Annotated in this window: 11 protein-coding genes; 5 read left to right on the forward strand and 6 right to left on the reverse strand. The window is 68.4% G+C overall.

From position 1 onward, the window contains the following. Positions 1 to 876 precede the first annotated feature (876 nt). Complete coding sequence (locus NR810_RS52870; RefSeq protein WP_407653854.1) at positions 877 to 1,212, forward strand: kelch repeat-containing protein; 336 nt, start codon at positions 877 to 879, stop codon at positions 1,210 to 1,212. Here the strand turns inward: NR810_RS52870 and NR810_RS30615 are convergent. The 3 genes from NR810_RS30615 to NR810_RS30625 all read right to left on the reverse strand — a co-directional run bounded on the left by NR810_RS30615 (position 1,209) and on the right by NR810_RS30625 (position 4,231). Next, positions 1,209 to 1,763 carry a hypothetical protein gene (locus NR810_RS30615; protein WP_257457923.1) on the reverse strand — a complete coding sequence of 185 codons (555 nt, stop codon included), beginning with the start codon at positions 1,761 to 1,763 and terminating at the stop codon, positions 1,209 to 1,211. The two genes, NR810_RS52870 and NR810_RS30615, sit on opposite strands and share 4 nt — an antisense overlap. A gap of 25 nt (positions 1,764 to 1,788) precedes the next feature. Further along, positions 1,789 to 2,268: a hypothetical protein gene (locus NR810_RS30620; protein ID WP_257457925.1), complete on the reverse strand. Its 480-nt coding sequence runs from the start codon at positions 2,266 to 2,268 to the stop codon at positions 1,789 to 1,791. Positions 2,269 to 2,476: 208 nt separating this feature from the next. Beyond that, the gene (locus tag NR810_RS30625) at positions 2,477 to 4,231 is read right to left on the reverse strand and encodes a M1 family metallopeptidase (RefSeq protein ID WP_257457926.1); all 1,755 of its coding nucleotides are present in this window, start codon (positions 4,229 to 4,231) and stop codon (positions 2,477 to 2,479) included. A 117-nt stretch (positions 4,232 to 4,348) separates the two neighbouring features. Here NR810_RS30625 and NR810_RS30630 point away from each other — a divergent pair, with 117 nt between their 5' ends. Both NR810_RS30630 and NR810_RS30635 read left to right on the forward strand, forming a co-directional pair. Further along, on the forward strand, positions 4,349 to 6,739 hold the full coding sequence (locus NR810_RS30630; RefSeq protein ID WP_257457927.1) for a 3-hydroxyacyl-CoA dehydrogenase/enoyl-CoA hydratase family protein: 2,391 nt from the start codon (positions 4,349 to 4,351) through the stop codon (positions 6,737 to 6,739). Between the two features lie 88 nt (positions 6,740 to 6,827). Continuing rightward, positions 6,828 to 8,000: a thiolase family protein gene (locus NR810_RS30635; protein ID WP_257457928.1), complete on the forward strand. Its 1,173-nt coding sequence runs from the start codon at positions 6,828 to 6,830 to the stop codon at positions 7,998 to 8,000. Between the two features lie 2 nt (positions 8,001 to 8,002). Here the strand turns inward: NR810_RS30635 and NR810_RS30640 are convergent, their stop codons facing one another. Genes NR810_RS30640 through NR810_RS30650 form a run of 3 tightly spaced genes read right to left on the reverse strand, consistent with a single transcriptional unit; the run spans position 8,003 to position 13,996 of the window. Continuing rightward, positions 8,003 to 11,269 carry an efflux RND transporter permease subunit gene (locus NR810_RS30640; protein WP_257457929.1) on the reverse strand — a complete coding sequence of 1,089 codons (3,267 nt, stop codon included), beginning with the start codon at positions 11,267 to 11,269 and terminating at the stop codon, positions 8,003 to 8,005. Next, the gene (locus NR810_RS30645; RefSeq protein WP_257457930.1) at positions 11,262 to 12,599 is read right to left on the reverse strand and encodes an efflux RND transporter periplasmic adaptor subunit; all 1,338 of its coding nucleotides are present in this window, start codon (positions 12,597 to 12,599) and stop codon (positions 11,262 to 11,264) included. Before NR810_RS30645 ends, NR810_RS30640 begins: the two co-directional genes overlap by 8 nt. 26 nt (positions 12,600 to 12,625) lie before the next feature. Beyond that, entirely contained in the window at positions 12,626 to 13,996 is a 1,371-nt protein-coding gene (locus NR810_RS30650; protein ID WP_257457932.1) for a TolC family protein, read from the reverse strand. 242 nt (positions 13,997 to 14,238) lie between these two features. Here NR810_RS30650 and NR810_RS30655 point away from each other — a divergent pair, with 242 nt between their 5' ends. Next, on the forward strand, positions 14,239 to 14,541 hold the full coding sequence (locus NR810_RS30655) for a hypothetical protein (protein WP_257457933.1): 303 nt from the start codon (positions 14,239 to 14,241) through the stop codon (positions 14,539 to 14,541). Positions 14,542 to 14,591: 50 nt separating this feature from the next. Beyond that, positions 14,592 to 14,789: a hypothetical protein gene (locus tag NR810_RS30660; protein WP_257457934.1), complete on the forward strand. Its 198-nt coding sequence runs from the start codon at positions 14,592 to 14,594 to the stop codon at positions 14,787 to 14,789. Positions 14,790 to 14,802: the final 13 nt, after the last annotated feature.

Raw genomic sequence — 14,802 nt, forward strand, 5'->3', positions numbered from 1 at the left:
GTGACGTACTCTCATTCCTTACCGATACCCTCGCCGCGCACCGCCGCGGCTTGCGCGGGCCTTCGCTCCTCCCCACCGTGCCCGTACCTCAGCTCGCGCTCGCTGCCTGAGTCGGTGAACGGTTACCTTCGAACAAGCGGATGCCTGTCGCGTGTAACTGGCAAGAGCGTCCTGGCTCAATTTGTCCGACTGCAGTTTCGCTACCCGGATCCGATGCAACTTGGCTTCTCCAAGAAGCATGCAGAGGAATGGTTTGAATGCCTCTCGAAGGCGGACAGATGCTGACTGGGCAAACGTAGCAGCCGCAACGCAGTTCGCATCGAAGTACGCCTTCCCAACGCAGGATTGCAGCCCCTGAGTCACTTCTTTTCCCGCAGCATCTCGCCCAAAGAGAGCATCCCGAAGTTGGAGAGCGTTGTTGCTGATGAGTGTCCCACCATCTGGCAACTGACCTCCAAAATAATACAATCTGAATTCGTGCCAGTGATTGTAGGTTGTCTCTTTCATCGGCATTGCCCCGATCTTCCAGGCTAGCGTCACCAATGCGCTGTCAAATGCCGCCCATCGATCATGGATTTCTTTTGTGCACGCACTTCCTGGCGCCACTTGCGGTTCGGCGTCATTTGTCGTCAAGCATGGCTCAGCAAGACGCGCAGCGGCAACATCCACTGCCGTCGCATCTTGAATCAATCCTAAATGGTCCCGCTGGACCCATCGGGTGCAGTCCAAAGGGCCCGAGCCGGCCCCCTGAGTGCACCGCCAATCCCCAGATGCCTCCGCCGCACCGTGGTGTCTCGACCCTCGGTTTCCAAGGCGACACGACGTGCCAGCCTGCTCCACAGGCGTTGAGAAGTGCCCCTGCCTGCCCCCTCCCTGGTGCGAGCCCACCGGCCCGAGTTCCGCTCCTGCGCCCTTGTCACCACACCTGAGCCAGCCCCCTGGGTCGACAGTGGCGCCGCACAGGGCATCACCGACTGGTGTGAGCCTTCCCCGAACCAGTGGTCCTCGACCGGCGCTCTCTGGACGGCCCGCTTGGGCCACACCATGACCCTGCTGAAGAACGGCAAGGTCCTGGTCACGGGCGGAACCGGTCAGGACGGCACCGTCCTGTCCTCCGCGGAACGCTACGACCCTGACACGCCACCAGCTCATCCGCCACTCGATCCACCTCTCCGCCAAAAACTGCGAAACTCGAACCTGGGCGCTTCCTAGATGGGCACGCTTTCGGGTCGACTGATGAAGAGCGCATCGAAGAGGGTGGTGTGGGGTGGCTCCTTTGGCTCGACGATGAGCGGGACGGGAGTTCGGGCGAGCTCGCGAGGAAGGGCGGTTACCGCGAACGTCCTCTCGAGCTTCCTGGCGACGACCTCGGCGGGGGCCTGCATCTCGGGCGGAAGTGAATCCAGGAAGACACGCTCCTCGATTCGCTGCTTGCCTCTATAGCCGAGTTGCAAGCCATAGATGGCGTAGACAGGTGCCAGGATGCTGACGCAACCGACGACGCACCAGATAACCGGCTGCGGTGGCTTCTGCACTTTCGGGTACACGGCACAACGAAAAGACGCATCACATGTGGACGTGAAGTTCCCGACCTTGAGCCCCGGCAGCTCTGCTCGGAGCGCGTCCACGAATGCGTCCCACTGGTCCATCTTCTTGCGCTCTTGGACCCATCGTGTGAGGAAGAGCTCTGCCTCGGGGCTGTTCTCGGGTCTGAAATCGAAGTCCTTGTCCGCACGGTAGTAGTTGCGAACGAGGGCAAGCAAAGACTCCGCCGAGAGTGGAATGGGACTAGAATTCAATGACATGGGGCGTTGTTTCCTTGTCGCACAAGGTGGTGACTCGGGAGCCGAGTACGGCGCGATTCAGAATCGTGTGAAAAGTGCTCTTGAACTCCTGGCAGACGAGGCCAGGACTCGGGGAGTTGGGGAATTCGAGCACGATTCTTCCGGCCTCGTTGGCGCAATTGGCGGCGATACGCTGCGCAAGGGCCGTGGAAATGGGACCATCCGTTTGGGTCTCCAGGGGCATTCCGACACCAAACTTGCAGAAGAAAGTCTCCCAGGAGGACGTGTTGACGATGGGGACGAGCAGGCATGCAGCACGCCAGCCGCCCGAGTCTGGGTCAGTTTTCTGCACCACCGTGACGAACTGGAAATGGAGTGGTTGATAGTGGTTGATGCTGCATCCCGCGAGGAGTGGCAGCATGACGGCGAGCAGGTGCCACGGCGGGAGTGCACGTCTTCGCTCGAGTTGCCCTGAACTGCTCACGGCATCACCTCGGTCCAGAGGGGGATGAGGGCCAGCGAGAGTAGCAACGTTCATGAACCCCTGGCTTTCGCTCGGTTTGGCATGGCGCGACACTACGTTGATTCTCACCGCCCCCTGTGTCAGGTGGTTGATGCCTGTGCCGAGAGACGTCAGGCCTTGGAGGCGGCGGGAAAAGCGAACCCGCCGCCCCTATGAAACCCAGACCCGGCTACGCGCGATTGAGAATGGACTCGACGGCCGCCTGCGCGATGGGGTGGTAGCGCTCGCCGTAGCGCTTGAAGAGGCCGCGCGCGATGCCCTTGCCCTCGGGGGTTGTCACCAGCGCTCCGTAGAGCGGCTTGAGGTACTTCATCCGTCCCACCTCGCCGAGGAAGGCCTCTGTGCGGCCCAACGCCGGCTCCCAGCCCGCCTTGAGCGCCGCCGCCAGCCACGACACCAGCACCTCCGAGTTCTGGCTCTTCGTCAGCTGGAAGCGCTCGTCCAACTGCCGGAATACGTCCTTCGACGTTCCCGCCGGCAGCCACTCGATGAAGAGCTGCCACTCGGCCGGGGTCCAGTCCTTCACCTCCTCGGTCGACGGCACCTTGCCCTTCGTCTGCCCCATGCGCTCCAGCCGCTCCGAGCGCGGCACCGGCGCCCCCGCCGGGATTCCCGGCTTGCTCAGGTACGCCTCCGCGTCCACCTTCGCCAGCGCTCCCGGCAGGTGTTTCTCCACGAACGCCGTGAACTGCTCCGTCGTGAGCGCCTGGAAGCGGTGCGCCTCCAGGTAGCGCCTCAGGAAGCCGTCGAAGGCCGACCGGCCCACCGCGTCCTCCAGCGCCCTCAGGAAGAGGTAGCCCTTCTCGTATGGCACCTGGGAGAACGCCTCGTCCGGATCCACCCCGTTGAGGTGCGTGCGCAGCGCCGTGAGCTGCGGATGCGCCCGGAAGTGGTGCACGGCCTCCTCCAGCGCCCTCCGGCCCAGCGCCGAGTGCAGCTGCGCCACGTCCGCCCCGTACAGCGCCTCGATGATGCGACGCTCGGCGAACACCGTGAAGCCCTCGTTCAGCCAGAAGTGCTCCGCCGACGCGTTCGTCACCAGGTTGCCCGTCCACGAGTGCGCCAGCTCGTGCGCCACCACGCTCACCAGGCTCTTGTCCCCCGCCAGCAGCGTCGGCGTCAGGAAGGTCAGGCGCGGGTTCTCCATTCCCCCGTACGGGAACGACGGCGGCATCGTCAGCAGGTCGAACCGCTCCCAGTCATACGGCCCGAAGAGCTCCTCCGCCGCCCGCAGCATCGCGTCCACGTCCTCGAACTCCTCCGCCGCCTCCTCCAACATCTCGGGCTCGGCCCAGACCCTCGAGCGCGGCCCCAGCTCCTTGGCCGCCAGCCTGCCCACCGCGAAGGCCAGCAGGTACGGGGGAATCGGCTGTGGCATCTCGTAGCGCTCCACCGCCTCCACCCCGTGCTCCTCCCGGCCCGTGAAGCCCGCCGCCATCACCGCCTTCAGCTCCTTGGGCACCGTGAGCTCCGCCCGGTACCCGATGCGGATTCGCGGCGTGTCCTGAAGCGGCACCACCGAGCGTGCGTGGATCGCCTGGCACTGGCTGAACAGGTACGGGTACTGCCCTCCCGCCGTCTGCGCCGGCGTCAGCCACTGCAGCGCGCTCGCCTGGGGCGACGTCCGGTAGCGGATCGTCAGCTGCTTCGTCCCCGGGCGCAGCTCCACCCTCAGGCGGCTGCCCAGGATGGGCTCGGGCGGCGACACCAGGAAGGGCAGGGGCTTGCCCTCGGCGTCCACCACCGAGCGAACCTCCAGCTCCCGCGTGTCCAGGTCCAGGGGGCCCGCGGAGGCCTCCTTCAGGGTGAGCGTCGCCTCCGCGTGCAGGCGGCGCGTTCGAAAGTCCACGCGCGCCTTCCAGGTGAGGGTCTCGGTCTCGGGCTGCGTGTCATCGTTGTACGAGTGGGGATCGAGTCGGGCCATGAGGGCAAATACCTTACCCCCCACCGGCCGACACCGGGGGCCCAAGAGTCGGTTGACTTTTGAGTCAACCGGCGCAATGTCTCCTGCCATCCTTTTTCAAATCGGGAGCCTCTTTCGATGACGACGCGGATCCGCAAAGTGGCAGTTCTGGGCGCGGGCGTGATGGGCAGCGGCATCGCCGCGCACCTGGCCAACTCGGGCGTGCGCGCGCTTCTGCTGGACATCGTGCCCCCCAAGGCCGGGCCCGGCGAGGACACGGCCTCCAAGGCCTTCCGTAACAAGTTCGCCGCCGGGGCCGTGGCCAACCTGCGCAAGCAGAAGCCCAGCCCCATCGTGTCCGAGCAGGTGCTCTCCTTCATCGAGGTGGGCAACTTCGACGACGACATGGCCCGCATCGCCGAGTGCGACTGGGTCATCGAGGTGGTCAAGGAGGACCTGGCCGTCAAGCAGGCCACCTTCGCCAAGGTGGAGCAGCACGCCCGCAAGGACGCCATCGTCAGCTCCAACACCTCCGGCCTCTCCATCCAGGGCATGCTCCAGGGCCGGGGCGCCGAGTTCCGCAAGAACTTCCTCGTCACCCACTTCTTCAACCCCGTCCGTTACATGAAGCTGCTGGAGCTGGTGGCGGGCCCGGAGACGAGCCCCGACGTGGTGAAGGCCGTCCACCGCTTTGGCGAGGAGGTGCTCGGCAAGGGCATCGTCTACGGCAAGGACACCACCAACTTCATCGCCAACCGCATCGGCACCTACGGGATGATGCGCACCATCTCGGAGATGCAGAAGGCGGAGCTGTCCATCGAGGAGGTGGACAAGATCTTCGGCCCCGCCATGGGCCGCCCCAAGTCCGCCGTGTTCCGCACCGCCGACATCGTCGGTCTGGACACCTTCTCCCACGTGGCCAAGAACTGCTACGACACGCTCACCCAGGACGAGGAGCGTGAGGTCTTCGCCGCCCCCGAGTTCCTCCAGAAGATGGTCGCCAAGGGCATGCTCGGCGACAAGAGCGGCGGCGGCTTCTACAAGAAGGACAAGAGCAGCGGCGGCAAGGACATCCTCGCGCTGGATCTCAAGACGCTCGAGTACCGGCCCCAGGCCAAGGTGCGCTACGAGTCCCTCGGCGCCGCCAAGGACGTGGAGAACGTGCGCGAGCGCGTCGCCACCGTCCTGAACGGCCAGGACAAGGCCGCGAAGTTCGCCGAGCGGATCACCCTGGACGTGCTGGCCTACTCCAGCCGGCGCATCCCGGAGATCGGCGATGACGTGGTGAACGTCGACCGCGCCATGCGCTGGGGCTTCGGCTGGGACATCGGGCCCTTCGAGACGTGGGATGCCTACGGCGTGAAGAAGGGTCTGGAGCGCATGAAGGAGCTGGGCCTCAAGCCCGCCGCCTGGGTGGAGCAGATGCTCGCCTCCGGCCGCACCTCCTTCTACGGCGTGGAGAACGGCAAGGACACCTACTGGGACATCCCCTCCAAGTCCGTGAAGGTGGTCCCGGAGAACGCCCGCACCTCGCGCGTGGAGTACCTCAAGCGCGGCAACAAGAGGATCGCCGGCAATGACTCCGCCTCCCTGTGGGACATGGGTGATGGCGTGACGCTGCTGGAGTTCCACTCGAAGATGAACTCCATCGACGATGACATCATCTCGATGATGAACACGGCCCTGGACGAGACGGAGAAGAACTTCCGCGGCTTGGTCATCGGCAACGATGGGGGCAACTTCTCCGCGGGCGCCAACATCATGGCCATGCTCATGGCCGCCAAGAGCGAGGAGTTCGAGGCCATCCGCAAGATGGCCGGCGCCTTCCAGGCCGCCAACCAGCGCATGCGCTACAGCCCCGTGCCCGTGGTGACCGCGCCCTTCAACCTCACCCTCGGCGGCGGCGCCGAGGTCACCATGGGCGGCAACGCCGTCCAGGCCTCGGCCGAGCTGTACATGGGCCTCGTCGAGGTGGGCGTGGGCCTCATCCCCGGCGGCGGCGGCACCATGCAGCTGCTGCGCAACGTGTACGGCCCGTACTCGGCCGACAAGGACTTCGACGCGTTCCCCTTCATCAAGAAGGTGTTCCTGTCGATCGGCACCGCGAAGGTGGCCACCAGCGCCGAGGAGGCCCGCGAGATGGGCTTCCTGTCGCAGGCGGATGGCATCAGCGCCAACCGCGACTTCCTGCTGTCGGACGCCAAGCAGCGGGTGCTCGGCCTGGCCAACGCCGGCTTCCGCCCGCCCCGGCCCTCCCGCTTCCGCCTGCCCGGGCCCAGCGGCTTCGCCACCATCGACATGATGCTCTACGACATGGAGCTCAACGGGCAGGTCTCCGCCCACGACCGGAAGATCGCCCAGAAGCTGGCGCGCGTCCTCACCGGCGGCGACACCAGCCCCTCCGTGCTCCTCACCGAGGAGCGCCTGCTGGAGCTGGAGCAGGAGTCCTTCCTGAGCCTGATCGGCGAGGCGAAGACCCAGGACCGCATGATGCACATGCTCGAGAAGGGCAAGCCGCTGCGCAACTGAGGCGCCAGCGTTACGGGTTGTTCACACGTCATCCAGTGATTCGAGACTTTGACGCCCGGGGTTGCTCCCCGGGCGAGGAGACAGACAGATGCCCGGTCGAGTCGTGATTGCCAGCGCGGTGCGCACCCCGTTCACCCGCGCGCACAAGGGAGAGTTCAAGGACACCCGGCCCGACACGCTCGCGGCCCTCGCCATCAAGGAGGCCGTCAAGCAGGTCCCTGGCCTGAAGCCCGAGGAAGTCGAGGACGTCATCCTCGGCTGTGCCATGCCCGAGGCGGAGCAGGGCATGAACGTCGCCCGCAACGCCGCGCTCCTGGCCGGTCTGCCGGACACCGTTCCCGGTATGACCATCAACCGCTTCTGCTCGTCGGGCACGCAGTCCATCGCCCAGGCGGCGCAGGCCATCAAGGCGGGGATGATCCAGGTCGCCATCGCCGGTGGCACCGAGTCCATGACCATGGTCCCCATGGGCGGCAACAAGGTCAGCGCCAACCCGGAGATCATGGAGAAGTTCCCCGAGGTCTACACCTCCATGGGCGCCACCGCGGAGAACATCGCCTCGCGCTACAGCGTGTCCCGCGAGGACGCGGACAAGTTCGCCTACGAGAGCCAGCGCCGCGCCGCCACCGCCCGCGAGCAGGGCAAGTTCAAGGAGGAGATCTTCCCCGTCACCACCACCGTCTATGACGAGGAGGGCAAGGCCCAGCAGGTCACCGTGTCCGTGGACACCATCCTGCGTCCGGACACCACGCTCGAGGGTCTGGCCAAGCTCAAGCCCGCCTTCAACCAGAAGGGCGTGGTCACCGCCGGCAACGCCTCGCCGCTGACCGACGGTGCGGCCGCCGCCGTGGTGATGAGCGAGGAGAAGGCCCAGCAGCTCGGCGTCAAGCCGCTCGGCTACTTCCTGGACTACCAGGTGGCCGGCGTGCCCCCGGAGATCATGGGCGTGGGCCCCGTGCCCGCCGTGAAGAAGCTGCTGGCGAAGAACAACCTCAAGGTCGAGGACATCGACGTCTTCGAGCTGAACGAGGCCTTCGCCGCCCAGGCCCTGCACTGCATCCGCGAGCTGGGCATCCCGATGGACAAGGTGAACCCGAACGGCGGTGCCATCGCCCTGGGTCACCCGCTGGGCGTGTCCGGTGCGCGTCTGGTGGGCACCATCCTGCGCGAGCTGAAGCGCCGCAACGGCCGCTACGGCGTGGTGACGATGTGCATCGGCGGCGGCATGGGCGCCGCGGCGCTCATCGAGCTGGCGAAGTAGTTTCACACCTCACGCGGCCCCTTCCGTTGCACATGGGAGGGGCCGTCGTGTTTCTGGCGTCGTCCCGGACGCCACGCGACGAGCGCGTGCAGGCTGACGTAGAGGCACGGCACGACGAAGAGCGTGAGCAGCGTGCCCACGCTCAGCCCGGACAGGGTGACGAGCGCGAGCGGACGCAACAGCTCGGTGCCCTCGCCGAAGCCGAGCGCGATGGGCACCAGCCCCAGTGTGGCCAGCAGCGTGGTGATGAGGATGGGGCGCAGGCGCATGGGCGCGGCGTGTTGCATCGCCTCCAGGCGCGACAGCCCGGGTGATTCCTCGCGGAGCTGGTTGGCGAGCTCCACCAGGATGATGCCGTTGCCGACGATGACGCCCACCAGCAGCACCATGCCGATGAGTGCCGTGGCTCCCATCGCCACCCCCGTCACCACCAGCCCCATCGTCCCGCCCACCAGCGCGAGCGGAATGGTGAAGAGGATGACCAGGGGATCCACGAGCGAGTCGTACTGCACCGCCATCACCGTGAGCACCAGGAAGATGGCGAGCCCGCCGAGCACGAACAGCGAGCGCTGCAGCTCCCGGTTGCTCCGGGCCGCGTTGCTCTCCATGATCGACACGCCTCGCGGCAGCTCCACCTCCGAGAGGATCCGCTCCACCTCCTCCAGCGCATCGCCCAGGCTCGCCCCCTCCGCGAGGTCTCCCGCGATGATGAACACCTGCCGCTGGTTGATGCGTTGGATCTCCGCCGGAGTGGTGCCCTCGGACACGCTCGCCACCTCCGAGAGCCGCACCGGCGCCTGATTCGAGAAGACCAGGGGCAGTTGCTCGAGCTGGGCGCGGGTGCGCAGGGCCCCGCGCTCCAGCTTCACCCGCACGTCCACCAGTCGCTCGCCCCGTTGGAGCTGCGTGGCGATGGTGCCCTCGAGCGCCGTCTGCACCGCCTCGCCGATGTCCCCGGACGATAGCCCCAGCAGCCCCGCGCGCTCCGGATCCCGGCGCACCTGCACCTCGGGCTGCACGGGGTCCGCGTCCGGGCGGTAGCGGGCCAGCTTCGCCTTCGCGTCCAGCGCCGCCACCACCTGCTGTCCCGCGCGCTCCAGCGCCTGGGGATCCTCTCCCTCGAGCATCACGTCCACCTCGGCCCGTACCGGCGAGTTGCTGGTGATGAGGCCGCGGATCTGCTCCGGCGCGAGCCTCAACCGGATGCCCACCAGGTTGAGCTTCGCCATCTCCCGGTTGACGCGAGCGACGTAGGCCTGCACGTCCGTGCCCGGTTCCAGGGTGATGGTGCTCGAGGAGCGCAGCGCGTTCTCGGAGGTGGCGTTGCCGAAGAGGAAGCCTCCCACCGTGGTGAAGACGTAGCGCGTCTCCGGCTGGCGCATCAGCAGCGCGTCCACCTGCTTCATCAACCGCTGGTTGTCCGCCAGTGGCAGCCCTGGCGGGAGCTGCACGACGAGGCGCGCCTGGCCCGTGCCCACGCGCGGGAGGATCTCCGTGGACAGGAATGGCAGCAGCAGCGCCGCCAGCACCCCGAGCCCCACGAACACCGAGGCGAGCACCACCAGCCGGTGGGCCAGTGCTCGGGAGAGCAGCGCTCCATACCCGTGGGTGAGGCGCTCCACCCGGCCGGCGAACCAGCGCACCGGCTTCAGGCGGGACAGGCCGCTCGTCTTCCGGATGGCGAGCAACCTCGCCGCGAGCGAGGGGATGATCGTGAGCGCGGTGACGAGCGAGGCGCCCACCGTGAAGAGCACGGTGAGGATGAGCTCGTTGAAGAGCAGCGACACGAAGCCGCCGATGAGCAGGAAGGGCACCACGGCGACCAGGTTGGTCGTGGTGGAGGCCACCAGGGCCGATTCGAGCTCGGTGGCCCGGGTCTGGGTGAGGGGGATGAGCTCGGGGAGGGGGAGGGTGTCCGCGTCTCCGTTTCCCTCTCCGCGCCGGCGCCGCTCCTCCACACCCCGTACGATGTTCTCCAGCACTACGATGCAGCTGTCCACCGCTCCGATGCCCACCGCCAGCCCGCCCAGGCTGAAGATGTTGAGCGAGGCGTCCGCGAGCGACAGCAGGCTCACCGCCATCAGCGTGCCGAGCGGGATGGACAGCACCACGATGAAGGTCTGCCGCAGCGAGCCGAGGAAGAGCAGCACCACGATGCTCGCCAGCACCGCGCCCGCCAACCCCGAGACCGCCACGTCCTGGATGGAGCGCTTGATGAACTGGGACTCGTCCAGCGTGGCCGTGAGCACCGTGCCTTCCGGCAGCCGCCCCGTGCGCCGCAGCTCCTCCACCTGCGCCTTCACGCCATCGACCACTTCGATGGTGTTGGCGTCCGGCTGTTTCTGCACGCTCACCTTCACCGCCGGCTGGCCGTTGAGCGTGACGAAGACGCGCTCGTCCTCGGTCCCGTCCACCACGGTGGCGAAGTCTCCCAGCAGCACCTTGCGCCGCTGCGGCGCCACGGTGGGCTCTGGCGTCCCGGTGCTGGTCTCCGGCGGCGGGCTGTCGACGAGGAAGGTGAGGCGCTCGAGCTCGGCCGCGTCGCGGAAACGCCCCACCGTGCGCACGAGCGACTCGGTCCGTACACCCTCCAGCCGCCCCGCGGAGATGTCCTGGTTCTCCGTCTCGAGCGCTTGAAGCACTTCCACGATCCCCAGCCTGGAGGCCTGCATCCGCTGCAGGTCCAACCGCACCTGCACTTCCTCGACCGCTCCACCGGACACGTCCACCGCCGCCACTCCGGGGACCACCGCCAGCTCTCGCGCCAGCTCCTCGTCCGCGAAGATGCGCAGCGCCCGGCCCGACAGGCCGGGGGAGGTGAGGGCGAACTCCACGACGGGGAGCTGTGAGGGGTCCACCTTGAAGAGCCGCGGCTGCTCCAGGGTGTCCGGCAGGTTGCTCCGAGCGCGGTTGACGGCCGCCGTGGCGTCGTTGAGCGCCTGATCCACGTCGCCGCCCGGCTGGAAGTACAGGTTGATGCTGACCTGCCCCTCGCGCGTCTGCGAGTAGACCTGCACCACCCCCTCCGTCGCCGAGAGGGCCTCCTCCAGCGGGCGGGTGATCTCCTCCACCGCCACCTCGGGCGCTATGCCGGGCGCGTCCACCCGCACGCCGATGCGTGGGTAGGTGATGGAGGGCAGCAGGTCCACCGGCAGGCGGAAGAGGAAGAAGAGCCCGAGCACCACCACGGCCGCCGCGAGCATCAGCGTCCCCACCGGACGCCGCACCGCGAGCGCGCTCAGTCCCCCACGTCGTCCGGGCTCACTCACGGCCACCCCCGTTGCCACCTTCCGGTGCGAGGCCGTCCGACAGGGCGCTGGGTCGCACCTCGAGCCCCGTTCGCAAGGGCCGCTCGCCGCGGACCACCACCCGTTCGCCCTCCCTCAGCCCCGAGAGGATCTCCACCTGCCCGTCGGCTCGCGCGCCCAGCCGCACCCGCCGCTCCTCCACCCGGGCCCCACCTCCATCGGCCGCACCCGTCACCACGAAGACGCGTCCCTCTTCCGGTGGTGCCTCCTGGGGGCCATCGTCAGTGCCGCTCCCGGAGCCACCCTGCGCGCTGGAGAGGCCACTCCCCGCATCGGGTTGGTCCACCCTGAGGGCCGACTCGAGCACCAGCAGTCTTTTCTCTCCTCCATTGTCGAGCTGGACCCGGGCGAGCAGTCCGCTGCCGATGCGGCCCTCGGGGTTGTCCAGCACCACCTCCACGGGCACCAGCCGGCTCAGCGGGTCCGCCTGGGGCGACACTCGCGTCACCGTGCCCGTGAAGGTGGTGTCACCCAGGGCGTCGAGGCGCACGGGCACCCGTTGTCCCGGCTTCACTCGGGAGAGCTCCAGCTCGGACACGGAGAGCGTCACCTCCACCTGGGAGAAGTTCCCCACGCTCAGCACCTCGTTCCCGGCCAGCACCAGGTCTCCCACCGTGTGGAACCGCTCCACCACGCGCCCGTTCACCGGCGAGCGCAGGCTGGCGAACGAGCGTCGCTCCCGCGCCGCCGCGAGCAGGGCTTCCTGCGCCTTCACCCGGGCCCTCGCCGCCGACACGAGGCTCTGTTGCGTGCGCACCTGCTGCGCCGCCGCGCGGACCGCCTGCCGCGCGGTGCGCGCCTCGGTGGTGCGCTGCTCCGCCTCCTGGCGGCTGGCGATGCCTCGCCTGGCCAGCCGCTCGTAACGCCGCGCCTCCACCTGCGCCTGGGCCTGCGCGAGCCGCGACTGTTCGAGCGCGCTCCTGGCCTGGGCGACGCCCGCCTCCGCGCTCGCCACCTGCGAGCGTGCCTCGGCCAGCCCCGCCTCCGTCTCGTGCACCTCCGCGTCCAGGAGCGCGGTGCTCAGCCGTCCCAGCTCCTGGCCCTCCTTCACGGCATCTCCCACGTCCACCGCGAGCGTCTCCAGGTGCCCCTCCACCCGCGCCCGCACCGCCACCTGCTCCACGGGTTGCGTGGTGCCCACCAGCGTGAGAGGCGCCCTCAGCCGTCCGAGCCGCGCCTCCTTCACGTCCACCGCCACCGCTCCATTGCCCCCGTCGCGTCCACCTCCGCCTCCCTCCGGCTCGCGGGTACACGCCGCTTGCACCAGCAGGAGCGCGAGCCCCGCGGACATCACCCGGAGTGCTCTCCTCCCACCCGTCACAGAGGGCATTCGGCCTCCACCATGAGCGCCTCCACACGCGCCTGCACCAGGTCCAGCTCGCGCAGGGCGAGCGTGCGCTCCGCCTCACGCAACTCCTCGGCGCTCTGCACCAGCTCGAGGCTGGTCGCCACTCCCTCGCGGAAGGCCTCCTGGGTGAGGGTGTCCGTCTGGGACGCGGCATCCCGCGCGCGCCGCGCCGTCAGCCTCAGCGCCTCCGCCAACGCCACTCCCCGGCGTGCCCTCGCCACCTCCACCCCTAGCGTGCGCCTCACCGATTCGAGCTGCTCCCCGGCCACCGCCAGGTTCGCCCGCTCCGCTCGCTCCGTTGCTCCCCGCGTGCCCCCGTCCCAGATGGGCACCTCCAGCACCGCCGCGATGTTCCACGTGCTCACGCGCGCCACCCCCGGATCCACCGAGATGGCTGTCAGCGAGCTCTGCACCCCCAGCGTGGGCACATAGGCCGCTCGCGCCTCGGCCACCTCGCGCTCGGCCGCCTGGACCTGCTGACTCGCGGCGAGCAGGTCCGCCCGGGGCTCGCCTCGCAGCGGGCGGCACAGCGTGGACAGCTCGTCGCGCAGCCCGTCCAGCCGGAAGCCAGGCGCAACGCCCACCTCGGTATCGGCTCCAAGCGCCAGCCCCAGCCCATCTCGCGCGCGGCGCAGCGACTCCACGCTGGAGAGCAGCTCGGCTCGTGCGATCTCGAGATCCCTCCCCGTGCGCAGCGTGTCCAGCTTGCGCCCGGTGCCCAACCGCTCGGCCTCCTGGGTGAGCCGGTGCCTCTCGCGGGCCTGGGCCAGTCCCGTGCCGTTGAGCTCCACCACCCGCTCGGCCGCCACCACCGCCACGAGGCTTCGTGCGAGCTCTCGCACCAGGAGCCGCCAGGCGTCCCGCGCGGAGGCTCCCGCCGCTCGCTCCCGGGCCCGGGCCGCGGACAGCGCCTGCCAGGCCGGCACGTTGATCACCGACTGCACCACGCTGGCGCGCAGCGCGACCAGCGGGGAGGTGGGTCTCGACTCGTCCGTGCCCCCTCCCACGTCGACGTTCCCGTCACCTCCCTCGACGAGGAGCGAGCTCCTCCCCGCCAGCCTTTCCTGCACGGACAGGGAGGCGCGCACCTCGGGCAGCAGGGGAGAGAGCGTCAGGCGCGCCTGCGCTCCGGCCAGCTCGAGCTGGGCGAGCGCGGTCCGCAACTCCACCGACCTCGCCCGGAGCCGGCCCACCGCCTCGTCCCAATGGGTGAGCACCACCTTCGGGGCGGGTGGGGTGACCAGTTCCTCGGCGAGCTCGGGTTGCGTGGCCGTCGACGGATGCACCCCGGCTTGCGCGGGGGCGGGGACGGCGGTGAGCAGGAAGAGGGCCAGCAGCATGTGCGAGGTGGAGATGGGCTCCAGAGGGTGATTTCGGAGCCCCCCGGCTCACGCGAGCGGACGTTGTGACGCCCCGGGGTCTCGCACCCGACGTTTTTCCTGCTCGTCCGCTCACAGATTCCTCGTACCCGAGGGCGAGCTCCCGGAGCGCCATTGGCCGCGCGCATCGCCAGGTGCGTGTCCCTGTCCCGAGCCCCGGGGCCGGTTTGACGCCCTCGTCCCCGTGGTTAATCTGATCCGGTATGCACGGACGTCTGCATCACATCGCTCGCTGGCTGAGGTTGTTGCTGGCGTGCCTCTCGCTCGCTGGGAGCTTCTCCCCGGCGCATGCGATGCCCGATGCGAACCCCGTGGTCGCCGTCTCGGTGCTCCGGCGTGAGTCCGTCAGGCCTCGCCAGGTGGTCGTTTCGGCCGCGCCTCTCGTGCATTCCGTGGGGCTGGCGTGGGCCCTCGAGCGGGCTCCGCTCGCGTGCCGCGTCCCCGAGGTGCTCCTCCCCGGGCCTCCACGCCGCCTCTTCATCGCTCATCGCGCACTCCTCCACTGAGCCATTCCAGGGTCCGTTCCTGGTTGGTCCTTCAGCTCGAGGAGTTCGCCATGTCTTCCTTTTCCTCGGCGGGGGGCGCCTTCCGGCGCTCCTTCTCCGCCTGTCTTCGTCTTGTTTTTCGTGTCCTGCGGTTCCTCTTCATCCTCGGCCTCGTGATGCTCCCCGCTCCTCTGACCGCTTGTCTGGTCATCATCCTGGAGCCGGTCCGCCGGAATCTGCCCGCCGAGGTGCTCCGTAAGAAGCGGTGAACGGGTTTGAACA

It is taken from the genome of Archangium lipolyticum (assembly GCF_024623785.1).
GTDB lineage: Bacteria > Myxococcota > Myxococcia > Myxococcales > Myxococcaceae > Archangium > Archangium lipolyticum.